A 21,320-nucleotide genomic window follows, 5' to 3' on the forward strand; every position below is an offset into this window, starting at 1 on the left:
CGGCCGCCACGCGGGCCCGTTCACTGCTCGGTCCGGGCGGTCCGCCCCGGCTGCGGGGACCGGGGCGCCGCGTCCGCCGGAGCAGGCGCCCGGCCGCGCAGCAGCTCGCCGACCACAAAGGAGACCACCGCCGCGATCACCACCAGCGGGATCTGGTCGACCCCGGTCTTCCCCAGCAGCAGTGCGGCCAGCACCACCGCCGAGATGGGCAGCCGCAGCGCGGCGGTGGAGGACGCGGTGAGGCCCGCCGCCATGGCGGGCAGCGCACCGAAGCCCGGGAGTCCGGCGCAGGCCACCCCGAGGACGGCGCCGATCAGCACCGAGGGGAAGATCGGGCCGCCCCGGAAGCTGCCCAGGGAGATCGCCCAGCCCACCCCTTTGAAGAGCAGGAGCAACAGCAGCGTGGAGACCGGCCAGCTGTGCGGGTCCATGGCCAGGGTCGCCAGGGTCTCCTGGCCGGAGAGTGCCACGTCGTCGGGCGGGCGATCGGCCGCCAGTGCGTAGCAGGCGGCGCAGACCCCCACGGCAAGCCCGCACAGCACGGTGCGTTCAAGGGTCCGGCGGCGGGTCCACACGGCGGCGTGACGGGCCAGCACCATCACCCCGGCGGTGAGCAGCGCGGTCACCGCGGCCAGCGCAACCCCCCACAGCAGGTCGGCCGCGTCCAGCGGTTGGGTGTGCCCCGACAGCGGCAGGGCGAGCGAACCCACCTGGAGGCCGGTCCAGTGGCCGAAGCCGGTGAAGACCAGTGCGCCCACCCCGCTCGCCAGCAGACTGGGGAGGATCACCACATAGAGTTGCGGCGCGCCGACCCCGGCCACCTCGATCATCAGCACCGCGGCGACCAGCGGGCTGCCCAGGATCGTGGAGATCGCGGCCGCCGAACCGGCAGCCCCCAGCACCGGCACCAGCCGCGGTGTCGCGGCCCGCCGGGCCGACCGTACGGACATCAGCGCCAGCCCGCTGCCCAGCGCCATCAGCGGCGCCTCGGGGCCCAGCACCGCGCCCAGTGAGAGGCCGGCCAGCGCCGCGAGCACCACGCCCGGCAGATAGGAGGGCAGCGTCGGCGCCCCGCCGAATCCCTCGGCAGGGACGTGCCCGCCGTGGCCGGGCAGTGCGACGACGCACCAGGCCACCAGCAGACCACCGAGCGTCAGACACGGCAGCGGCCACCACCACGGCGCGGCGGGCCACCCCAGGGCATGGGGGAGGGAGACCCAGACACCGTGCTGCATCTCGTGCTGCAGGGCGACAAAGCCGAAGGCGATCAGGGAGACCGGGATGCCGACCACGGCGGAGAGCAGCAGCAGCCGCAGATAGCCCGGGTTGCGGAACACCTCGTGCACGGACGAGGGTTCGGGCGCCTCTCCGGACTGTGCCATCCCCGTGTCTCCTCGCTGACTGGCGCCCCTCGCCGACCGGCCGACGACCGCGGCCGATGTCACTCCAGCCTCGGTGACCGGTCGCGGTCCGGCATCTCGGCGCGGCGTGCGGGGGCCGGGCGCCCGGGATGCGAGGCCGCCCACGGTGGCGCATGGTGAGGGCATGAACCACCACTTCCACTCGACCTCCCAGGCGCTGGACATCGACACCCGGCTTGTCACAGCCGGCGCCGTACTGATCGCCGGCGGCGCACTGGTGGCCCTCGCCGGCATGGGACTCGCCGGCTTCGCCCTCGCGACCGCCGGCCGCCGCTGGGTGCGGCAGCTGGAAGTCCCGCCCAGCGAACGGGCGGCGGCCAAGCTGCGCCAGGCCCGGCACGCCTCGCTTGCGGGCATGGAGGCCTGGCGGGCGGCGGCGGCCGCGGGCGACGGGCGGAGCTAGTGCCGCCCCCGCCAACCTTTGCCCTGCCGCGACGCTCCCCCGGCCTTCGGCCGGGAGGTGCCCCCAGGCACGCACGCTCGCTGCGTTGGCCGAAAGCCCAGGTACGACCCAGTACAAGGGCTTCCGGCCGCCTTGCGATCGCACGCACCAGACGCCGCGGCGTGGGGGCACCTCCCGGCCGCCAGGCTGGGGGAAGGCAAACGTTGGCGGGGGCGGCACTAGGCCGGCGTCCGAGTCTGACCGGTACCTGCCCGTTGAGCCGTTGAGCCCCAGCGCTTGTCCGAACAATTCCCGTCTGGCGCGCGGCGCCCGGCACGGCACCTTTCCCTCCTGCCCGCGACCGGGCAGGAGGGGTCCCTGCTCTGCCCGCCTCCGGCGAGGACAGGCCCTGCACCGGATGCCGCGCGCGTTGACGACGTGAGTCGTCGGACTAGTCCGGCTCGCGCAGCGGCGGCGCCGTGTCACCGCGCCGCCGCAGTCCCACCTGGACCGCGCCCAGCAGCGCTCTGGCGATCACGCCCACCAGCACCAGGTCCGCCGTCATCTGCACGGTCGTCAGCACCCGTGCGGTGGTGGTGACGGGTGCGATGTCGCCGAACCCCACCGTGGCGAAGACGGTGACGGTGAAGTACAGCGCATCCGTGCGGTCCAGCGGCTCGGTGAAGGAGTACCCGGCGTTCCGGGCGAGCAGGAAGTACGCCGCCGAGAAAGCCAGCAGAAACAGCGGCACCAGGCTGGACAGCGCCTCCAGCGCCCGCAGCCTGGGGTGGTTCGACCGCATGATCGACACCGCCTGGTAGACCGCCAGGCTGCAGAAGAGCGCCAGCCCCACGGCCAGTTCCAGCACCGTCACCAGGTTCATATGGCTGCTGTCCAGCGGCGCCACGTAGTAGAGGGCCAGCAGCACCGTCACCGTCGCCGTCGAGCGCAGCAGTGTGCGCAGCAGCAGCCCGCGGCCGGCCTCGGGGGGCGGGCCGCCGTGTGGTGCCCCGGCCGTCCGGGCCGGCTTGCTGTCCGGCATGGGGCCTTTATACCCCTCTGTACCGTGGACGGGGCGGCCCTGGGAGCCGAGCCCGGCGGGTGTCCGCGCCGGGCTCGGCTCCCAGGGGTCAGGAGGCCAGCAGCCGGGCCTTCTGCTCGGCGAACTCGGCGTCGGTGAGCAGACCCCGGTCCCGCAGGTCGCCCAACTGCTTCAATTGGTCGATCTTGACCGCCACGGTGTCCTCCACCGGGGCGTCCGGCGGCGTCGAGGACTGCGGGGCCGTCGGCTGCGGTGACTGCGTCTGCTCCGCCCAGCGGCCGGCCTGGAGCCGTGACACCCGGTTGGCGACCGCTGTCGCGGTGCCCGCCACGACAGCCGTGCGGGCGACCCCGCGGAGAAGTCCGGTCATGGTGTCGCTCACTTCCCGATGACGTACGGCCGGGGGCCGTGCGTGGATTCCTGGGCGGACTCGGCGGCGTCCAGCGAGGCCATCAGGGCCGGCACCGGAATGCGGCCGCCGGCCACCCACCGGGCGCCGGACCGGCGCAGCGCGGCGGCCAGCGGCTCCGCCCACAGGTTCTCGTAGACCACGATGCCCGCGGAGTTGCCGGGCTCCAGGGCGGAGCCGGCCTCGGTGAGGTCGTCCCGGCCCAGCAGCCCCGACGAGGCGCCCTCGAACAGGGTCAGATCCAGGCCTCCGTCGCCGCTGAGCTGGTTGGCCTCCAGTACGGAGACCGAACCGTCGCGGTCCTTGCGGACGAAGACCAGGTCGAGGACCCGGATGATGCCGCGGTCGACGAGGTCGAGCAGCAGGGGAAGGCCCTCACCGGTCATACGGTTGCCCGGGAACTCCACGACCAGGTAGTCGATCGGTCCCAGATCCTCGAGCTCGTCGCTCACGTCGACTCCTCCGGGTACACGTGCGTCCGGGGCGGCAGGCGGCCCCGCCACTGCCCATTCGACCACCGGGTGCGGTGCACCGCATTTCTGGAGCGGCCGCTCCGAGATGCCTCTGCGTGCCGCCGATGGCACGCTGAGGGAAGGGGCCGTCGATCGACCCGGTTCGCGTCCGCAGAGCGGGGGACGATCTCTCGAGAAGGAGCCCGACATGGCCAGTCATGTCAGTGGCGCCGGGACCAGCACCGCCGCTCCCGGTGCCGGGAGCCCGCAGGTGTCCGGCTGGACGATGTTCGCCGCAGTCATGATGATCTTCACGGGTATCACGGCGGTCTTCGAGGGCATCTCCGCCATCGCCAAGGACAACCTGCTGGTCGTCACACGCAGCTACGCGTACCAGTTCAACACCACCGGCTGGGGCTGGATCCATCTCATCCTCGGAATCGTGGTCGCGCTCGCAGGTATCGCGCTCTTCACCGGCGCCATGTGGGCCCGCGTGGTGGGTGTCGCGCTCGCCGGTCTGAGCCTGATCGCCAACTTCGCCTGGCTGCCCTGGTACCCGCTGTGGGCCATCGTGGTGATCGCGCTGGACGTCGTCATCATCTGGGCGCTGTGTGCCAAGACCGGAGAGGGCGCGGTGACCTGACGGCCCCGCGCCTGCCCCTGGATCCCGGTCGGCCCGCCGACCGGGATCCGCCTTCGGCGCGAAGCCCACCCGGACGGCGCACACGGCGGCACCCGCGCAGAGCCGCTCCCGCGGCGGTCCCCCGGAGCCCGACCCCACGTCCCACCCCAGGAGCGCAGATGGCGACCAGTGCACCGGGTCCGGAGCCGGAGCCCCCCGCAGCGGGCGGCCTCGACGAGCTCCGGCAGCGGATCGCGGCGCTGGAACAGCACGAACCGCCGCCCGCCGTCCGGCGGCACCGGGTCCGTGCGATCTGGTCGGTGCTGCTGATCGTGCTCGCCTCGGTGCTCTCCGTCCCCTCCGTGGTCGCCGTCTGGGCCAGCAGCATCGTCGGGGACACCGACCGCTATGTCGCCACCGTCGCCCCACTCGCCTCCGATCCGGACATCCAGCAGGCCGTCACCAGACGGACCACCGCCGTTGTGCTGGACCGGATCGACGTCCCCTCGGTGGTCGACCGGCTCGCCAAGGCCGCCCAGCAGAAGGGTGTCCCACCGCAGGCCGCGGACCTGCTGACCCACCTCAGCGGGCCGATCCGCACAGGCCTCGGCGACCTGGTGGGGAGCACCGTGCAGAAGGTGGTCTCCAGCAGCGCCTTCGAGACCATCTGGATCGAGGCCAACCGCACGGTGCACAGCTCCCTGGACAAGGCCCTCACCGGCAAGGGCGGCGGCGCCGTGTCGCTGCAGAACAACCAGGTGTCCATCGATCTGGGGCCGGTCATCGCCAGGGTCAAGGACCAACTGGTCAAGGCCGGCTTCGGCCCGGCCGCCAGGATCCCCGCGCTGCACACCCAGTTCGTCGTCTTCGCCTCCCAGGACATCGGCCGGGTCAAGACCGGGTTCCGGCTGCTCGAACTGGCCGGCGGGTGGCTCCCCGCGGTGACGGTGCTGATCGCCGCCGCAGGGGTACTGCTCGCGGCCCGCCGCCGCCGGGCCCTGGTCGGCGCCGCCCTGGGGGTGGCGGCGGCCATGCTGGTGCTGGGCGTGGTGCTGGCCGCCTTCCGCGCCATCTACCTCGACCGGCTGCCCCCAGGGGTATCGACCGCCGCGGCGGCATCGGTCTTTGACGCGCTCTCCCACTTTCTGCGCTCCGCCGTGCGGGCCGTCTTCGCGCTGGCCGCCGTCACCGCTCTCGGTGCGTTCCTGATCGGACCGTCCCGGCCCGCGGTCACCGTCCGCACCGCCTGCCGGAACGGCATCGGCGCGGTGCGCGGTACGGCGGACTCCGCCGGACTGCACCTGGGCGCGGTCGGGCGGTTCGTCCACCGCCGCAAGCGGCCGCTGGGCGTGCTGATCCTTGCGGTGGGGGCCGTGGTCCTGTTCACCTGGAACTACCCCACGACCGGGGTCGTGCTCTGGTGCGCCTTCGCCGTACTGATGGCGTTCGCCGTCCGGGAGTTCCTCGACACCGGTCCCTGACCGCGACCTGGAGGCAGCAGGTGCACCGCACGGATCAGCCCAGTACGGACCGGCCCAGCACGGACCAGCCCAGCACGGACCAGTACCGCACCGGGCGGCAGTACACCATCGCCCACGGTGACCAGCGGGCAGTGGTCGTCGAACTGGGCGCCGCGCTGCGCAGCTACACCGTCGGCGACCGGCCGGTCCTCGACGGCTTCGCCGCCGCAGACCGGATCAGCGGTGGCCGCGGTCAGATCCTGGTGCCCTGGCCCAACCGGATCAGGGACGGCCGCTACCGCTGGGACGGCGAGGAGTTCCAGCTGCCGCTGACCGAACCCGCCCGCGGCAACGCCATCCACGGCCTGCTGCGCTGGTCCACCTGGCAGCCGGTGGAACAGCGGGACGACCGGGTGGTGCTCGGGGCCGTGGTCTGGCCGCAGCCCGGCTACCCGTTCCACCTGGAGGTCACCGCCGAGTACACCCTCGGCCCGGCGGGGCTCTCGGTGGCGCTCACCGCCCGCAACCTCTCCGACCGGCCCGCGCCCTACGGCGCCGGGCAGCACCCCTACCTCACGGTGGGCACCGGCCTGGTCGACGAGGCGGTGCTGACCGTACCCGCCCACTGCCGGATCCTGACCGACGACCGCGGGACACCGGCCGGCGGCGAGCCCGTGGACGGAACCCCGTACGACTTCCGCACCCCGCAGGCCATCGGCGCCCTGCGGCTGGACACCGCCTTCACCGACCTGGTCCCCGGCCCCGACGGCACGCCGGTGGTGCGGCTGGCCCATCCGTCGGGCGCGCACGGTACCGATCTGTGGCTGGGCGAGGGCGTCCGGGCGGTCCAGCTCTACACCGGCGACACCCTCCCCGGGGAGGTCCGCCGCCGGGGGATCGCGGTGGAGCCCATGACCTGCCCGCCGGACGCCTTCCGCTCCGGCACCGACCTGGTGCACCTCGCCCCGCAGGGGTGCCACACCCTCCGCTGGGGGCTCAACCCCTGGCAGGCCTGAGCGGCACGGGCCCGGACAGAGCGCTTCAGGTGGGGGATTCGGCGAGATCGGCCTCGTAGAGGCGGCGGTAGTGCCGGCTGCGCAGTCGCAGCAGTACGGCGGCGGTCAGCGCGCAGAGCACCGACCCGGTGAGGACCGCCGCCTTGGCCCGTTCGGTCAGTCCCGGGTCGTGCGGGAACGCCAGCTCGCAGAGGAGCAGACTGACCGTGAAACCGATGCCGGCCAGCGTCGCCACGGCGTGGACGTCGGCCCACTGGAGGCCGGGGTCCAGCTCGGCCCGGCTGAAGCGGGCGGTCGCCCAGGTACCGCCGAAGACGCCCAGCGGCTTGCCGACCACCAGCCCCGCGACGATGCCCAGCGGCACCGCCTCCGTGAAGACCTGGCCCAGGGCGTGCGCCGACAGCGGGACACCGCAGGCGAAGAAGGCGAACAGGGGTACCGCGAGCCCGGCGGAGAACGGACGGACCAGATGCTCGACGCGCTCGGCCGGGGTCTCCGTCTCCCCCTCGTCCTGGGTGCAGCGCAGCATCAGGCCCATGGCGACGCCCGCCACCGTGGCATGGATGCCGCTCACATGCATCATCACCCAGATGGCGAGCGCCAGCGGGACGTAGAGGTACCAGCCGTGCACCCGCAGCCGCTGCAGCAGCAGGAAGAGCCCGAGGCCCGCCAGCGCGGCCAGCAGCGCCGGATAGCGGATGTGCGAGGTGTAGAAGACCGCGATCACCAGGATCGCGCCGAGGTCGTCGACCACCGCCAGGGTCAGCAGGAAGGCGCGCAGCGGCGACGGGAGGTACGACCCCACGACGGCGAGGACCCCGAGGGCGAAGGCGATGTCGGTCGCCATCGGGATCGCCCAGCCGCCGGGACGCCCGCCGCCGATCAGATTGACGGCGGTGTAGACCAGGGCCGGCACCGCCATGCCGCAGACGGCGGCCGCCACCGGCAGGGCGGCCGCCCGGCGGTCCCGCAGGTCGCCGGAGACCAGTTCGCGCTTGAGCTCGATCCCGGCGACGAAGAAGAACACCGTCAGCAGGCCCTCGGTCGCCCAGGCCTCCAGGGTGAGATGCAGGTGGAGCGGTCCGGACGGGCCCACTGTGCGGTGCAGCAGATTCTGGTACTGGAGCGGCCGGACGTTGGCCCACACCAGGGCGAGCGCCGCCGCGGCCAGCAGCAGCACACCGCCCACCGTCTCGGTCCGCAGCGCGTCAAGGACGAAGGTTCGCTCGTGGAGCGACAGGCGGCCGAAGAGCCGCCGCCGTGTGCCGGCCATCCGCTACCCCCTGTCCCGCGCCGGCTCAGTCCTGCTGGTCCCCGTCGGCGGCCGGGACGTCCTGGGCAGCCGCCGCTGCGGGACGGGGCTCCTTGTCCTGCCCGCTGCCGCTGCTGCCGGTGTTGTCGCTGGGGCCCGCCGGCCTTGCCGGGGCCGCCGCGGCCTGGCCTGCCGGGCGGCCACCCGTCGGGGTGGATGCCTCCGTGCTGCCGGCCGGCCCCCGCCCGGCCGCTCCGCCGCCCTTCGCCCCGGCCACGGGCGGCCCGGCGGGGTGGGGCGGTGTGCCGGGGCGCGGCCCTGGGCCGGCGGTCGGCCTGGCGTTGCCGGGCCGGGGTCCGGCGCCCGTGGTCGGCCTGGCGTTGCCGGGACGCGGCCCTGCGCCCGTGCCCGGCCCTGCGCCCGTGCCCGGCTTGGCGTTGCCGGCCGCGGCGGGCTGGACATTGCGTGCGTACTGCCCGGGGATGTTCCCCGGGCTGCGGAAGAGGAAGACGATGTAGGTCTCGTACCAGTGGGCGCCCCGTCCCGACACCCGGGCCGCACCCAGCTGTGTGCTGGACCGCCAGACCAGCTGGGTGAACCGCGAGGTGCCGCGGCCGGTGCCGGGGTGCTTGAAGTCGTAGCCGCGGGCCTCCTGGTACCAGGAGGTCACCGCGTCCTGTGCGCTGCGCCGCGCCGGGACCGAGGAGGCACCCCAGTAGACGTTCTCGCCCGTGCCGGGGTGGGCGCCGCCGTGGGCGCCGTGCAGTCCCTCCTGCCGGGAGAGGTCGCGGGCGCGGGCGGCAGCCCACTCGGAGAGCCGCCGGTCCAGGGTGAGCGGCGGGGCGTGGTGCCGGGCGCGGACCGCGTTCACCGAGCGCAGTGCCTCGTTGAGGAACCGCTGGTCGGTGGTGTTGGGGAGCGCGGGCCGGGCGGGTGCGGGCGCAGCCGCCACCGCGACCAGGGCCGCGGCGGTGAGCAGCAGTCCGAGCTTCTTCATCCGGTGACCTCCAGGGTGTGGGCCGCGCTCCGCGGGTGGGGACGGGCGGGTGAAGTCCACCGCACCGCCGCCCCCGGGGCCCGCAATTGGTCCGAGTGGCGGCGTGCCCACCGCCGGCGGTGCGCTCATCCCTTCGGGGTACCTGCGCAGGCGGCGGCGGAGGCAGGTGCACCAGGATCGATGGGGAGGCCCCGTACGGTGTCCGGGGCGGGGCGGTGCCGACGAGGAGGGCGGAGCCGGTGCGAGCCACCTTCCGGTCGCGGCGCCCGCGGACGCCGCAGCCGCTGCCCCGTGGGACGGCCCGGCGGCCGGTCGTGGCGACGGTGGTGGGCCTGACCGCGGTGGTCCTGGGCGTCGGGGCGCTGAGCGGCATCGATGTACGGCTCGCCCCGTTGCTGATCTTCCTGCCCGCCTTCGCCGCCATCTTCGGCACCGTCGCCCAGACCGTGCTGGCCGCGGTGTGGGCGACGGTCGCCGTCGGGGTGTCGCTCAACCACCTGCCGGAACACACCGTGACCGAGACGGTGCTGGCGTCCGTGTTCTGCGCGATCCTCGGCGGCCTCAGCGTGGAGGCGTGCCGGCGGCGCATTCACCGCGAGCAGGAGCTGGGGCGGCTGCGGTCCACCGCGGCCGCCCTGCAGCGGGAGATCCTGCGTCCGCTGCCGCTGATCACCGATCTGCTGGTGGTCGGCGGCCTGTACCGGCCCATCGAGAGCGACCGGCTGGTCGGCGGGGACATCTACGAGGCGGTGGCGTCCCCCTACGGCAGCCGGGTGCTGATCGGCGATGTGCAGGGCAAGGGGCTGCAGGCGATCGGTGCGGGGTTCGCGGTGCTCGGGGCCTTCCGGGAGGCGGCCCACCGCGAACCGACGCTCGCAGCGGTGGTGACGGCCATGGAGGACGCGGTGGTCCGGCACAATCTCTACGCCAGCCGCGAGGGCGAGCACGAGCGGTTCGTCACCGCGCTGGTGCTCGGTGTCGACGAGCGGACGACCTGCCAGGCGATCAACTGCGGGCACATCCCGCCGCAGCTGCTGGACGGGTCGGGGGCCCGGTCCGTCGCCCTCGGCGAGCCCGGGGTGCCGCTGGGCCTGGAGAGCCTGTCGGCCGACCCGCGGGCCGTCGCGTCGTTCGACTTCCCGCCCGACTCCTCGCTGCTGCTGTGCACCGACGGGGTCACCGAGGCCAGGGACCGGACGGGCACCTTCTACCCGCTCGGTGAGCGGCTGGCGGGCTGGTCACGGCTGAGCACCGCCGAGCTCACCGGGGCGCTCGGCGCCGACCTCCGCCGCTTCACCTCGGGAAAGCAGCGGGACGACGTCGCCGTACTGGTGGTCCGCCGCGTCGGTGCCGCGGCGGACCGTGCGGGCGATCCGGGCGGGGGTTCCGGCGGGCTCTCCTGAGCGGCTGCCCGTCCCGGCCCGGCGAACCGCGTTTTGGCAGGCCCCGCATGGACACGCGATCCTTGAGACTGTGCGCAGCTCCACGACGGGAGGCCGGGCATCATGCATCTCGACGCGTTCATCGACCAGGTCCGGGTACGGGGGAGCTTCCCGACAGGGAAGCGGCGAAACGGGCGGTCCTGGCCACTCTGGAGACCCTGGCGGAGCGGGTGCCGGTCGGCCTCGCCGAGCATGTGGCGGCCCAGCTGCCCACGGAGATCGCCCGACCGATGGTGCGGGTGGCCGTGGCGCACGGCGCCTCGCGGGAGGAGCGCAGAAAGGGCGAGCGGTTCGACCTGACGACCTTCGCCGGGCGGATCGCCTGGCGGGCGGGCACCACCGAGGAGGTCGCGCTGCGCGACGCGGGCGCGGTGCTGGACGTCCTGGATGCGTCGCTGTCGCCGGAGCTGATGCAGAAGCTCGGCCATGTGCTGCCGCACGACATCCGGGAGCTGCTGCCGGAGGCCCGGCTCCAGGACACCGAGCCGACATCCGCCTGAGTACCCCCTTGCACCCCTGGCCCGTCCGGCCGCGACCGGTCAGCGGGCGGCGCGCACCGGTGGCAGCAGCTCGCCGACCGGCTCCCGGTACCACCAGGCACCGGTGCGGCGCAGCTCCCGCCAGTCGGTGAAGCGGTAGCGGAACAGCCGGGCGCGGACCAGCGCGGGCGGTGCGTCGGGGAAGGGGTTGGTCCGCAGCAGCCGCAGCGTGGCCGGGTCGTTCTCCAGCAGTCTGGCGACCAGCGGACGCAGCCATGGGCGGGCGTAGGCCGGTGAGATCCCCGCGAACCACATCAGCCAGTCCAGCCGCAGATGGTAGGGGGCGAACTGGCGGGGCAGCCGCCGGGGGTCGCCGGGTTTGCCCTTGAAGCCGTACTCCCGCCACACCGCGTCGGGGGTGGGCCGGGCGCTGTCGGTGCCCTCGATCACCACCTCGTGGCGTACCCGCCCGATGCTGCCGAACGCCCCGTAGGTGTTGACCAGATGGACGGTGTTGAAGGAGCAGTTCATCAGCTGCCGGTGGGAGAGCATATTGCGCACCGGCCAGTAGCTCAGCCACACCACCAGGGCGGTGACCGCGAGCACCATGCCCTGGAACCACCCCGGGGCGGCGGCCTGGTGCGGTGCGGCCGGGAGTCCGAGCAGCGCGGCGGCGCGGCTGCCGTCCACCGCGGAGAGGGCCAGCACGATCGTCAGCCAGTTGAGCCAGGCGAAGTTGCCGGACAGCACCAGCCACAGCTGGGTGGCGATCACCACGCAGGCGGCCGCGGTGGCGGCCGGCTGCGGCAGCAGCAGCACCACCGGGGCGACCAGCTGGGCGACATGGTTGGCCGCGGTCTCCACCCGGTGCAGCGGCCTGGGCAGCCGGTGGAAGAACCAGCTGAGCGGTCCGGGCATCGGCTGGGTCTCATGGTGGTAGTAGAGGCAGGTCAGATCACGCCAGCAGCGGTCGCCGCGCATCTTGATCAACCCCGCGCCGAACTCCACCCGGAACAGCAGCCAGCGCAGCAGCCAGAGCACCAGCACCGGCGGCGCCGTCCGGGCGTTCCCCAGGAACACCGCCAGAAAGCCCGCCTCCAGCAGCAGCGACTCCCAGCCGAAGGCGTACCAGGTCTGCCCCACGTTCACGATCGACAGATAGAGCACCCAGAGCACCGCCCACATGCCCATCGACGCCCCGAGCGGCACCAGGTCGGCCGCCCCCGCGACCACGGCGGCCGAGAGGGCGGCGCCCGTCCAGGCGACGGCGGCGAAGAGGCGGTCGGAGTAGTGCAGCTGGAAGATGCCGGGGGAGCGGCGGAACGGCGTCCGCGCCAGGTACCGGGGCACCGGCAGCAGCCCCCGCTCGCCGATCAGCGGCCGGAACTGGTTGACCGCCACCAGGAAGCCGACCAGGTACACCGCGGCCAGCGCCCGTTGCAGCACCAGCCTGCTCAGCCAGTAGTCCGCGCTGGAGAACCACTCCACACCGCACGCCTACCCGACCGGTCGCGGACCACAACCGGACGGCGCAAGCCGGACGGTCCCAGCCGGTCGGCGCAGTAAGGAGCCCGACGATGACCGAGCGCCCCGCCCGGCCCGCAGCCGGCCACCGCAGCGTCCCGCACACCGCGGACAGCCGCATCGAGGCCTGGGCACCCGACCGGGAGCGCTGCCTGGCCGAGGCGGTGGCCGGGCTGGTGAGCAGCTTCGCCGACGTCCCCCAGGCCGCCGTGCGGCGGACCGCGACCGTCCGCCTGGACCCGGCTCCCGACCAGGACCTGCTGGTCCGGCTGCTGGAGGAGGTGGTCTACCGGCTGGACGTCCACGGTGAGCTGCCGGTGGGCGCCAGGCTGACGGCGCTGCCCGGCGGCGGGCTGGAGGCCCGGCTGGAGATGGTCCGCTCCGATGCCGCGCAGGCCGTGGGCGCCCTGCCGAAGGCGGTGTCGCTGCACGCGCTGGAACTCGCCGGGGACGGCGGCGGCTGGCGGTGCGCCTTCACCGTCGACGTCTGAGGAGCCGGCGGTTTCACCGGCACCGGGGCGGGTACCGCGAGGGCGTCATGGACATCAGCCGGACCGGCCCCTATGAGCTCAGGGTCGAGCAGCAGGGCGCGATGCGCGTCCCGGGGGTGGTGTACGCCACCCGGGAGCTGCTCAGCGACGCGGGCCAGTCGCTGGAGCAGGTCCGCAATGTGGCCACCCTCCCGGGCATCGTGCTGGCCTCGTATGCGATGCCGGACATCCACTGGGGGTACGGCTTCCCGATCGGCGGGGTCGCGGCCACCGACCCCGCGCAGGGCGGTGTGGTCTCCCCGGGCGGGGTGGGGTTCGACATCTCCTGCGGGGTGCGGCTGCTCGCCGCCGACCTCTCGGCGGAGGAACTCGCACCCGCCCTCGGGCGGCTGATGGACGCCCTGGACCCGGTCGTCCCCCGTGGGATGACCCGCGGCGCGGTCTGGGACCTGCACGAACCCGGCGAACTGCGGCGCATCCTCGTCGCCGGCTCCCGCCACGCCGTGGAACGCGGCCACGGCGACCAGCGCGACCTGGACCGCTGCGAGGACGGCGGCGCGGTGGACGGAGCCGATCCCGGCCAGGTGAGCGAACGGGCCCTGGAGCGGGGGCTGCACCAGGTCGGCAGCCTGGGCTCGGGCAACCACTTCCTCGAGGTGCAGCGGGTGGACGCGGTCTACGACACCGAGGTCGCCGAGGCGTTCGGCCTGCGCCCCGGCCAGGTGTGCGTCATGATCCACTGCGGTTCCCGCGGGCTGGGCCACCAGATCTGCACCGACCATGTGCGCCGGATGGAGCAGCGGATGCCGCACCACGGGATCACGGTCCCGGACCGGCAGCTGGCCTGCGCCCCCGTGGACTCCCCGGAGGGGCGTGCCTACCTGGGAGCCATGGCGGCCGCCGCCAACTACGGCCGGGCCAACCGCCAACTGCTCGCCGACGCCGCCCGCAGGGTCTTCGCCCAGTTGCTGGGGGCCGGCCTGGAGCTGGTCTACGACATCTCGCACAACCTCGCCAAGCTCGAACGGCACGAGGTCGACGGTGCGACCCGTCTGCTGTGCGTCCATCGCAAGGGCGCCACCAGGGCGCTGCCGCCGGGCCACCCCGACCTGCCGGCGGACCTGCGCGGCCATGGGCAGCCGGTGCTGATCCCCGGCACCATGGGCACCGCCTCCTATGTGCTCACCGGCATCCCGGGCGGCCGGGCGTTCCACTCCACCTGCCATGGGGCCGGGCGGACGCAGAGCCGCCACCAGGCGGCCCGCGGAGTCAGCGGCCGGGAGCTGCGGGACCGTCTGGAGGCCGAGGGCATCGCGGTCCGGCCGTCCTCCTGGCGGGGGCTGGCGGAGGAGCATCCGGGTGCCTACAAGGACGTGGATGCCGTGGTGGAGGCGGGCGAGGGCGCAGGACTGTGCCGGCGGGTGGTCCGGCTGACACCGCTCGGGGTCGTCAAGGGATAGGGCCCGGCGGCCGGCACCCCGAGCGGCCGGCACCCCGAGCGGGCGCAGCACCGCCGCCGGCCCCGGGGCCGGCCCGGCCGCCCCGCCGGAGCGACGTGCGGCAGCCGCCGCCGTGGCCCGCTGCTGTGGCCGGCGCAGGACCGGGCCCGGGCCGCGCACCGGGCGGGAACCGCCGGACCGGGCCTAGGCTCATGGAATGCCACCGTTCCGAGTGCAGCGCCGGTCGCCGCTGTCCGCCCAGGAGGCCTGGCTGCGCGTCACCGACTGGGAGCGGCACGCCCGGCAGGTGCCGCTGACGCGGATCACCGTGACGCCCCCGCCGCCCTCGCGGGTGGGCACCGTGGTGGTGGCACGCACCGGGCTGGGCCGGGCCGGCTTCGACGACCCGATGGAGATCGTGGCCTGGGAGCCCCCGGACGGTGGCCGGCCGGGCCGCTGCCGGCTGGAGAAGCGGGGCGGCACGGTCCTCGGCTGGGCCGAGATCGAGGTGGTCCCCGACGCGGACGGCTGCGTGGTGCGCTGGTGCGAGGACCTGAGGGTGCGCCGCCTTCCCGCCGTCCTCGACGGGCCGACCCGCTGGTCCGGCCGGCTGGTCTTCGGGCGAGCCCTGACCCGGCTGCTGGCGGGCGGCTGAGCCGTCCGGATCAGCGGTGGCTCGGCCGGTCCCGGACGGTCGGGGCGTCCAGAGTGCGCAGCAGGGCGTGGACCGCGTCCGCCTCCGGGCGGTCGAGCGCACGCCACAGCGTGAGCGCCTCTCCGAGGTGGTGGCGGGCCTCGTCCGGCCGGTCCAGGGCGATCATCGCCCGGCCGAGGTCGGAGAGGACCTCGGCCTCGTTCACCCGGTTGCCGACCGCCCTGGTGAGCGGCAGCGCCTCGCGCAGTCTGAGCAGGGCGCTCCCGTAGTCGCGCAGATGCAGCTGCACCGAGCCGATGTTGGCCAGTGCCATCGCCTCGCCCGCCCGGTGCTCCAGTTCACGCCAGACCGCCAGTGAGGCGTAGTGGTTGCGCAGTGCCTCCTCGTGGTTGCCGAGGCGGTGCTCGCAGTTGCCGATGCTGGTCAGCGCGGTGCCCTCGGTGGCCCGCTCCCCGGTCCTGCGGGCCAGCACCAGGGCGTGCCGGGCCTGGTCGCGGCTCTCCTCGTAGCGCCCCTGGTGCTCGGCCACCACGGCGAGGTTGCCCAGCGCGGAGAGTTCCCCGGGGACGTCCCCCAGCTCACGGTGGATGCGCAGCTTGGCGGTGAGGCTGCGTTCGGCGTCCTCGAAGCGGCGGGTGCGCCAGGCCAGAGCGCCCTCGGAGTTCAGCAGATGGGTCTGCGCCACCAGGTCGCCCAGCAGAAGCGCGCTGCGCATGCCCAGCTCGTTGACGGTACGCCACTCGTCGTACCGGCCGTTGGACATGTAGCGGCGCCAGCACAGCGCCGGCAGCTGCCACGCCGGCTGGTGCAGTCCGTGTGCGGCGGCGGCCCGGGTGGCGGCCAGCAGTGTGGGGAGCTCGCTCTCGCACCACCGCAGGGCCTCGGCGTCGGAGGCGAAGCGCAGCGCGGGGTGGGCCGGGTCGGCGGGCGGCACATCGGGCCGTCCGGACCCGGGCAGCAGGATCTCGTCCGCCGCGGTCAGGGTCACCAGGCACCAGTGAGCCAGCCGCCGTACCGCCTCGCGGCGCTCCTCCTCGGTCTCCTCCTCCGCCGCCCGCTCCGCGGCGTGGACCCGCAGCAGGTCGTGCAGCCGGTAGCGGCCGGGACGCGGACTGTCCAGCAGGCAGGCGTCGACCAGCAGCTCCAGGACCTCCTCGGCGTCGCCGGGCGCCAGCCCCAGCAGCGCCGCGGCCGCGTCGAGCCCGATGTCGGGGCTCTCGACCAGCCCCAGCAGGCGGAACGCCCGCGCCGGGTCGGTGCCCGCGGCCATCGCCCGCAGACCGGTGTAGCTCACCTGGAAGCTGGCCCGCACCGCGACGTCGTCGACCCGCAGTTCGTCCAGCCGCCGCTGCTCGTCCGCCAGCCGCTCGGCCAGCGCGGAGACCGGCCAGGAGGGGCGCCCGGCCAGCCGGGCCGCGGCGATCCGCAGCGCCAGCGGCAGGCCCGCGCAGCAGGCCAGGACGGCGGCTGTCGCCTCCGGCTCGGCGGCGGCGCGCTCCGCACCCACCACCGCGCCGAAGAGGGCCAGCGCGTCCGCGTCACCCAGCACCTCCAGGTGCAGATGGGAGCACCCGCCAGACCGGGCAGTCTGCGTCGGCTGGTCACCAGCACGCCGCAGCCCCCGGCCGGGAGCAGCGGCCGGACCTGGGCGGCGTCGCGGGCGTTGTCCAGAACCAGCAGCAGCCGCCGCCCGGCGGTGAGCGTCCGGTAGCGGACGGCACGGGCCTCCTCGTCCGCGGGGATCTCCCCGTCGGGCACCCCGAGGTCGCTCAGGAAGCGGGCCAGCACCGCGGAGGGGGCGGGCGGCTCCGGCGCGACCCCCTGGAGGTCCACATACAGGTGCCCGTCGGGGAACCGCGCCGCCAGCCGGTGCCCGGCGTGGACGGCCAGCGTGGTCTTGCCGATCCCGGCGGTGCCGGACACCGCCGAGATCACCACGGCGCGTGCGGCGCCGTCCCGGTCGGCGGCGGGCGCCAGCAGCTCCTCCAACCGCCGGACGTCGTCGACACGTCCGGTGAAGTCGGTGAGGTCCGCCGGCAGCTGCGCGGGCGCCGGGGGCCGGGGCTGCGGCCGCTCGGCGGGCCCGGACTCGGTCTCGGCCAGCACTTCCTGATGGGCCTGCCGTACGGCCGGGCCCGGCTCCACGCCCAGCTCGTCCACCAGCGCCCGGCGCAGCCGCTGGTGCACCTCCAGCGCCTCGGCCCGGCGTCCGGTGCGGTGCAGCGCCAGCATCAGCTGGCGGTGGAAGGCCTCGCGCAGCGGGTGCTCGGCGGCCCAGTGGGCCAGCTCGGGGGCGAGGCCGTCATGCCGGCCCAGGTGCAGATCGGCCTCGAAGCGCCATTCCAGGGCCTGGAGATGGGCCTCGACCAGCTGCTGGATCCGCGGTTCCGCGTCGGGGAGGGCGGGCACCTCGGCCAGTGGCCGCCCGCGCCACAGTGCCAGCGCGGCCGCGGACTCCCGGCTGACGGTGTCCCACTCCTGACGCAGCAGTGCACCGCGGGCCCGGTCCAGGTGGCCGTCGAAGACCTCGGCGTCCAGCTCGCCCGGCCCGGTGCGCAGCACATAGCCGTCCGGGGTGGAGGACAGCCGTTCCTCGCCTTCCGGCCCGAGCAGGCGCCGCAGCCGCGAGATGTGGTTGTGCAGCGAGGCGGTGGCGGTGGCGGGCGGCTGCTCGCCCCACAGGGCGCTGCGCAGGGTGTCCACCGGGACCGGCTGATTGGCCCGGAGCAGCAGCTCGGCCAGCAGGACCCGCACCTTGGGCGAGGTCACGCCCACAGCGGTGGTGCCGTCGGCGACGGTCAGGGGTCCGAGGAGGCCGAACCGCATCCGATTGCCCTCCCGCGAGCAGCAATGACCGGAGGGTCCGGCCAAGAGCGGAAAATCCGTTGATCGGATGTTAGCGGTCTGTTGGTGCGGTCCGTCATGCTCCTCGAGTCGGTCCGGTCCGGCGGGCTCCCTCCCGCCGGAGCGACGGGGGGCCGGCGCACCTGAAGGCACCGCCCGTGCGACGGGGAGACGGACGGCGCCTTCGGACGGCCTCGGGAAGGGCCGGGCACCGGCTGCCGCTCACCGCGCCGTCCGGCCCTTCCGGGACTGCCCGCCCCGCCGCGACCCGCTGAGCTGCCTCCGCGACCGGGCGCATCGCCGACGGCGGCAACCGCCCGTCCGCCCTGGGGACGACCGACTCGACCGCGGCCCGCTGTCCGGCACCGCTCCGCAGAGGTACGACCCCCGACCGTCCTCTCCCACCGGACGCGGCGGCAGACGCGCCCCGACACCGTCGACCGGCTCCCCGCCGCAACCGGACCGGTGGGAGGAGCGCACTCCGGGCCCGCCGCCCCCCGGTCCCGTCCCCGCGACACGGCCGGGAGCGGCATGAGTGGCGGCGGCCGGACGGGGCAGGAGCAGGGTGCAGCCCCGGCCCCGCCTGGAGGGCACGATGACCCTGACCAGCAAGGAGAGGCGGATTCTCTCCGACATCGAGGACCATCTGGTACGGGAGTCCCCCCGGCTGGAGGCGGTGCTGACCGGACGCCGCTCCGCCGGGCGGCGCCGGGTGGCCGGGGTTGCGGCGGCCCTGGCCCGGCACTGCGGGGCGCTGCTGCTGGTCGCGCTGCTGGCGGCGGTCGGTGGGATCGGAGTGGGGACGCTCGGAGTCGATCTGCACCAGGGCGCCATGGCGGTGGCGGGCGTCGCGCTGCTGGGGCTGGCAGCGGTGACGGCTGTGACCGCTGTGCTCGCCGGGGCGTTGGGCGCCCGGGAGGACCGGATCCGGCTCTGAGCGACCGGTCGCAGTCGGACCGGCGGCCTGGCTGCCCTGTCCGATGGGCGGCGGGATTCCCGCAGTCGAGCATGCGCTTGCGGTGGCGCGGCATCGCGTGCATCATGCGCCCTTCGCCCCTGCTGCCGCTGCCCTGGACCGGCGGTGTGACCCGGAGCCGGGGCGCTCCCCGGAGCCCGCCGCGGAGCCCGCCTCCTTCGGACGGCGCCGGGTGGTCGCCCGCGCCATGGAGTGGGGATTGTGCGGTCTCCGGGCCCCGGACGGAACAGTCCGGGCGCCACCGGCATGCGCGACCGGCGGCGCCCGGGGATCGGTCCCGGTGCCTGATGGACACCGTAGGCACGGCTGCCCCGGGCGCGCGTCCACGCTCGGCCGACCGGCCCAACGAGGCCGCACCGCAGGGCATTCGACACGCGCGGATCGGGTCGGCCGGGGCCGTCCGGGCACGGGCCCTGCTCCGTCCGTGGGCACTTGGGGGGCCGGGTGGGTGAGCACCCGGTCCGGGGGTGTCCGGGCACCCCCGCCGCGGTTAGGAGAGCTTGCAATCTCTCTCACCCGAGGAGCTTCGAAATGAACATGATCAAGAAGGCCGCTGTGCTGGCCACCCTGACCGGATGCCTGGGTGCCGCAGGGGCCGGGGTCGCGAGCGCCGCCGGCGCCGAGGCCGCAGCCGTCGGTTCGCCCGGTGTCCTGTCCGGCAACATCGTCCAGGTGCCGATCACCATCCCGATCAACGTCTGTGGCAACAGCATCAGCATCCTTTCGCTGCTGAACCCGTCCGGTGGCAATGTCTGCATCAACGCCGAGGAGCGCGGTCGCTTCGGTCGTGGCGGCGGTCACGAGGGCTTCGGCCGTGGCAGCAGCTTCGGTCGCGAGAGCGGCGGTGGCGGTCGCGAGGGCTTCGGCCGTGGCGGGCGTGGCCGTGGCGAGGGTGGCCGTGAGGGCTTCGGTCGTGGCGACGAGGGCCGCGGTCGCGGTGACTTCGGTCGTGGCGACGAGGGCCGCGGTCGTGGCGACGAGGGTCGTGGCGACGAGGGCCGCGGCGACGAGGGCCGCGGCGACAACTGAGGCACTGACGCGGGCTGACACCCGGCGGTGACACGGCCGGCCTCCACCACAGGCGGCGGCCGTGGGCGCACCGAACGGCAGAAAGGTGCCCGGACCCCGATGCGGGGTCCGGGCGCCTCTGCTGTCCGGCCGCGTGACACAGCCGGCCGGGGTATGCCCAGGGACGGCCCAGATTCCAGGCCGGTTCGCGCCGACGGCCGCCGGGGACGCGGTCTGCGGGCCCGAGACGTGCGCCGGGGATGCCCTTGCCCCGGGCGCCGCCGGGGTCCCGGCGGTGCGGCTACGGCGGGCGCGCCCGCCGGACACCGAGACCCCGGCTGAGGGTGCCGCACACAAGGCCTACGATCGACCAGGTGACGCCCAGTCATCCTGACGGCCCGCCGGAGCGGCCGCGCCGGCTCGACCTGACCCAGCTGCGGACCTTCCTCGCGGTCCACCGGGCCGGGTCCTTCACCGCGGCAGCCCGGCTGCTCGGCCTCTCCCAGCCGACGGTGACCACTCAGATCCGCTCCCTGGAACAGCAGTTGGGCCGGGAGCTCTTCCAGCGGCACCCGCACGGGGCGGCCGCGACCGCGGTGGCGGACGAGCTGGCCGCCGAGGTGGCCGGTCCGCTGGACGCGCTGGAGGCCCTCACCGGCCGCGGCCGCCCCGGCGCCACGGCCCCCGCCGAGCCGGTGCATCTGGCGGGTCCGGCCGAGATGCTCTGCGTCCGCGCGCTGCCCGCCCTCGCCCCGCTGGTCGGGCAGGGCGTCCGGCTGCGGATCACCACCGGACTCAGCGACGATCTGCTGAGCGGGCTGCGGGCTGCCCGCTACGACCTGGTGATCTCCACCGTCCGACCGCGCGGCCGGACCCTGACCGCCGCACCGCTGGCGGACGAGGAGTTCATCCTGGTCGCCTCACCCGACTGGGCCGCACGCATCGGACCGGAGCGCGTCGCCGCTCTCGGGCCCGCCGCGCTGCAGGACGCCCCACTGGTGACCTATGCCGAGGACCTGCCGATCGCCCGCCGCTACTGGCGGCATGTCTTCGGTGTGCGGCTGACCGGCCCGGCCGCCGTGGTCGTCCCCGATCTGCGCGGAGTGCGGGCGGCCGTCGCCGCGGGCGCCGGGATCACCGTACTGCCGCGCTACCTCTGCCTGGACGAGCTCGCCTCGGGCGCCCTGGTGACGCTGCTCAGCCCCGACGACCCGCCCATCAACACCAGCTATCTCGCCGAACGCCCCGGTGCCGCGGACAGTCCGCACCGGGCTCTGGTGCGCGAGCGGCTGCTGAAGGCCGCCCGCGGCTGGTGACCGGCCGCCGCGCGGCAGGCCGTACCATCGCGGCGACGGCGGCCACGGCACTCGGCGGGCCCCGGGGCGAAGGAGGGAGCGGCCATGGCCGCC

At 74.7% G+C, this 21,320-nt stretch carries 21 protein-coding genes; 12 read left to right on the forward strand and 9 right to left on the reverse strand.

Annotated features, from left to right (window positions below; translation table 11 throughout):
• Positions 1–20: 20 nt before the first annotated feature.
• Positions 21–1,382 (reverse strand): chloride channel protein, encoded by a 1,362-nt coding sequence (locus AB0761_RS31870; protein ID WP_377272636.1) that lies wholly within the window; start codon positions 1,380–1,382, stop codon positions 21–23.
• Between the two features lie 163 nt (positions 1,383–1,545).
• Here AB0761_RS31870 and AB0761_RS31875 point away from each other — a divergent pair, with 163 nt between their 5' ends.
• Complete coding sequence (locus AB0761_RS31875; protein ID WP_377272637.1) at positions 1,546–1,824, forward strand: hypothetical protein; 279 nt, start codon at positions 1,546–1,548, stop codon at positions 1,822–1,824.
• A 430-nt stretch (positions 1,825–2,254) separates the two neighbouring features.
• On the opposite strand, the gene AB0761_RS31880 is transcribed toward AB0761_RS31875, so the two are convergent.
• The 3 genes from AB0761_RS31880 to AB0761_RS31890 form a co-directional block, all read right to left on the reverse strand.
• On the reverse strand, positions 2,255–2,845 hold the full coding sequence (locus AB0761_RS31880) for a potassium channel family protein (RefSeq protein ID WP_377272638.1): 591 nt from the start codon (positions 2,843–2,845) through the stop codon (positions 2,255–2,257).
• 88 nt (positions 2,846–2,933) lie between these two features.
• Positions 2,934–3,215 (reverse strand): SHOCT domain-containing protein, encoded by a 282-nt coding sequence (locus AB0761_RS31885; RefSeq protein WP_377272639.1) that lies wholly within the window; start codon positions 3,213–3,215, stop codon positions 2,934–2,936.
• An 8-nt stretch (positions 3,216–3,223) separates the two neighbouring features.
• On the reverse strand, positions 3,224–3,706 hold the full coding sequence (locus AB0761_RS31890; RefSeq protein WP_377272640.1) for a DUF6325 family protein: 483 nt from the start codon (positions 3,704–3,706) through the stop codon (positions 3,224–3,226).
• A gap of 208 nt (positions 3,707–3,914) precedes the next feature.
• On the opposite strand from AB0761_RS31890, the gene AB0761_RS31895 reads away from it, so the two are divergent.
• From AB0761_RS31895 to AB0761_RS31905, 3 genes are all read left to right on the forward strand, one after another.
• Positions 3,915–4,349 (forward strand): hypothetical protein, encoded by a 435-nt coding sequence (locus tag AB0761_RS31895; protein WP_377272641.1) that lies wholly within the window; start codon positions 3,915–3,917, stop codon positions 4,347–4,349.
• 158 nt (positions 4,350–4,507) lie between these two features.
• On the forward strand, positions 4,508–5,809 hold the full coding sequence (locus AB0761_RS31900; RefSeq protein ID WP_377272642.1) for a hypothetical protein: 1,302 nt from the start codon (positions 4,508–4,510) through the stop codon (positions 5,807–5,809).
• Between the two features lie 20 nt (positions 5,810–5,829).
• On the forward strand, positions 5,830–6,804 hold the full coding sequence (locus tag AB0761_RS31905) for an aldose 1-epimerase family protein (protein WP_377272643.1): 975 nt from the start codon (positions 5,830–5,832) through the stop codon (positions 6,802–6,804).
• Between the two features lie 25 nt (positions 6,805–6,829).
• Here AB0761_RS31905 and nhaA read toward each other — a convergent pair whose 3' ends face one another.
• On the reverse strand, positions 6,830–8,077 hold the full coding sequence (nhaA, locus tag AB0761_RS31910) for a Na+/H+ antiporter NhaA (protein WP_377272644.1): 1,248 nt from the start codon (positions 8,075–8,077) through the stop codon (positions 6,830–6,832).
• Positions 8,078–8,102: 25 nt separating this feature from the next.
• Positions 8,103–9,053 (reverse strand): CAP family protein, encoded by a 951-nt coding sequence (locus AB0761_RS31915; protein WP_377272645.1) that lies wholly within the window; start codon positions 9,051–9,053, stop codon positions 8,103–8,105.
• Positions 9,054–9,292: 239 nt separating this feature from the next.
• On the opposite strand from AB0761_RS31915, the gene AB0761_RS31920 reads away from it, so the two are divergent.
• Both AB0761_RS31920 and AB0761_RS31925 read left to right on the forward strand, forming a co-directional pair.
• A complete protein-coding gene (locus tag AB0761_RS31920; protein WP_377272646.1) occupies positions 9,293–10,456 on the forward strand; it encodes a PP2C family protein-serine/threonine phosphatase in 1,164 nt (387 codons plus the stop codon).
• 47 nt (positions 10,457–10,503) lie between these two features.
• Entirely contained in the window at positions 10,504–10,995 is a 492-nt protein-coding gene (locus AB0761_RS31925; protein WP_377272647.1) for a DUF2267 domain-containing protein, read from the forward strand.
• 39 nt (positions 10,996–11,034) lie between these two features.
• Here the strand turns inward: AB0761_RS31925 and AB0761_RS31930 are convergent, their stop codons facing one another.
• Positions 11,035–12,462 (reverse strand): lipase maturation factor family protein, encoded by a 1,428-nt coding sequence (locus AB0761_RS31930; protein ID WP_377272648.1) that lies wholly within the window; start codon positions 12,460–12,462, stop codon positions 11,035–11,037.
• Between the two features lie 89 nt (positions 12,463–12,551).
• On the opposite strand from AB0761_RS31930, the gene AB0761_RS31935 reads away from it, so the two are divergent.
• From AB0761_RS31935 to AB0761_RS31945, 3 genes are all read left to right on the forward strand, one after another.
• Entirely contained in the window at positions 12,552–12,989 is a 438-nt protein-coding gene (locus AB0761_RS31935) for an archease (RefSeq protein WP_377272649.1), read from the forward strand.
• A gap of 47 nt (positions 12,990–13,036) precedes the next feature.
• Positions 13,037–14,449, forward strand: a complete 1,413-nt coding sequence (locus tag AB0761_RS31940) for an RtcB family protein (RefSeq protein ID WP_377272650.1) — start codon at positions 13,037–13,039, stop codon at positions 14,447–14,449.
• Between the two features lie 196 nt (positions 14,450–14,645).
• A complete protein-coding gene (locus tag AB0761_RS31945) occupies positions 14,646–15,083 on the forward strand; it encodes an SRPBCC family protein (protein WP_377272651.1) in 438 nt (145 codons plus the stop codon).
• A gap of 10 nt (positions 15,084–15,093) precedes the next feature.
• On the opposite strand, the gene AB0761_RS31950 is transcribed toward AB0761_RS31945, so the two are convergent.
• Entirely contained in the window at positions 15,094–16,353 is a 1,260-nt protein-coding gene (locus tag AB0761_RS31950) for a tetratricopeptide repeat protein (protein ID WP_377274444.1), read from the reverse strand.
• Between the two features lie 20 nt (positions 16,354–16,373).
• The gene (locus AB0761_RS31955; protein ID WP_377272652.1) at positions 16,374–17,909 is read right to left on the reverse strand and encodes a BTAD domain-containing putative transcriptional regulator; all 1,536 of its coding nucleotides are present in this window, start codon (positions 17,907–17,909) and stop codon (positions 16,374–16,376) included.
• A 613-nt stretch (positions 17,910–18,522) separates the two neighbouring features.
• On the opposite strand from AB0761_RS31955, the gene AB0761_RS31960 reads away from it, so the two are divergent.
• The 3 genes from AB0761_RS31960 (at position 18,523) to AB0761_RS31970 (ending at position 21,227) form a co-directional block, all read left to right on the forward strand.
• Positions 18,523–18,864, forward strand: coding sequence for a hypothetical protein (locus AB0761_RS31960; protein WP_377272653.1), 342 nt, complete (start codon positions 18,523–18,525; stop codon positions 18,862–18,864).
• A gap of 576 nt (positions 18,865–19,440) precedes the next feature.
• Positions 19,441–19,932, forward strand: coding sequence for a chaplin (locus AB0761_RS31965; RefSeq protein ID WP_377272654.1), 492 nt, complete (start codon positions 19,441–19,443; stop codon positions 19,930–19,932).
• A gap of 353 nt (positions 19,933–20,285) precedes the next feature.
• Entirely contained in the window at positions 20,286–21,227 is a 942-nt protein-coding gene (locus tag AB0761_RS31970; RefSeq protein ID WP_377272655.1) for a LysR family transcriptional regulator, read from the forward strand.
• The last annotated feature ends 93 nt before the right edge of the window (positions 21,228–21,320 follow it).

It is taken from the genome of Peterkaempfera podocarpi, assembly GCF_042466665.1.
GTDB classification, from domain to species: Bacteria; Actinomycetota; Actinomycetes; order Streptomycetales; family Streptomycetaceae; genus Peterkaempfera; species Peterkaempfera podocarpi.

Coding starts and splice junctions, on each gene's coding strand:
- AB0761_RS31870 (WP_377272636.1), bottom strand. CDS start 1,382: ATGGCACAGTCCGGAGAGGCGCCCGAACCCTCGTCCGTGCACGAGGTG.
- AB0761_RS31875 (WP_377272637.1), top strand. CDS start 1,546: ATGAACCACCACTTCCACTCGACCTCCCAGGCGCTGGACATCGACACC.
- AB0761_RS31880 (WP_377272638.1), bottom strand. CDS start 2,845: ATGCCGGACAGCAAGCCGGCCCGGACGGCCGGGGCACCACACGGCGGC.
- AB0761_RS31885 (WP_377272639.1), bottom strand. CDS start 3,215: ATGACCGGACTTCTCCGCGGGGTCGCCCGCACGGCTGTCGTGGCGGGC.
- AB0761_RS31895 (WP_377272641.1), top strand. CDS start 3,915: ATGGCCAGTCATGTCAGTGGCGCCGGGACCAGCACCGCCGCTCCCGGT.
- AB0761_RS31900 (WP_377272642.1), top strand. CDS start 4,508: ATGGCGACCAGTGCACCGGGTCCGGAGCCGGAGCCCCCCGCAGCGGGC.
- nhaA (WP_377272644.1), bottom strand. CDS start 8,077: ATGGCCGGCACACGGCGGCGGCTCTTCGGCCGCCTGTCGCTCCACGAG.
- AB0761_RS31915 (WP_377272645.1), bottom strand. CDS start 9,053: ATGAAGAAGCTCGGACTGCTGCTCACCGCCGCGGCCCTGGTCGCGGTG.
- AB0761_RS31925 (WP_377272647.1), top strand. CDS start 10,504: ATGGACACGCGATCCTTGAGACTGTGCGCAGCTCCACGACGGGAGGCC.
- AB0761_RS31935 (WP_377272649.1), top strand. CDS start 12,552: ATGACCGAGCGCCCCGCCCGGCCCGCAGCCGGCCACCGCAGCGTCCCG.
- AB0761_RS31940 (WP_377272650.1), top strand. CDS start 13,037: ATGGACATCAGCCGGACCGGCCCCTATGAGCTCAGGGTCGAGCAGCAG.
- AB0761_RS31945 (WP_377272651.1), top strand. CDS start 14,646: ATGCCACCGTTCCGAGTGCAGCGCCGGTCGCCGCTGTCCGCCCAGGAG.
- AB0761_RS31950 (WP_377274444.1), bottom strand. CDS start 16,353: ATGGCCGCGGGCACCGACCCGGCGCGGGCGTTCCGCCTGCTGGGGCTG.
- AB0761_RS31955 (WP_377272652.1), bottom strand. CDS start 17,909: ATGCGGTTCGGCCTCCTCGGACCCCTGACCGTCGCCGACGGCACCACC.
- AB0761_RS31960 (WP_377272653.1), top strand. CDS start 18,523: ATGACCCTGACCAGCAAGGAGAGGCGGATTCTCTCCGACATCGAGGAC.
- AB0761_RS31965 (WP_377272654.1), top strand. CDS start 19,441: ATGATCAAGAAGGCCGCTGTGCTGGCCACCCTGACCGGATGCCTGGGT.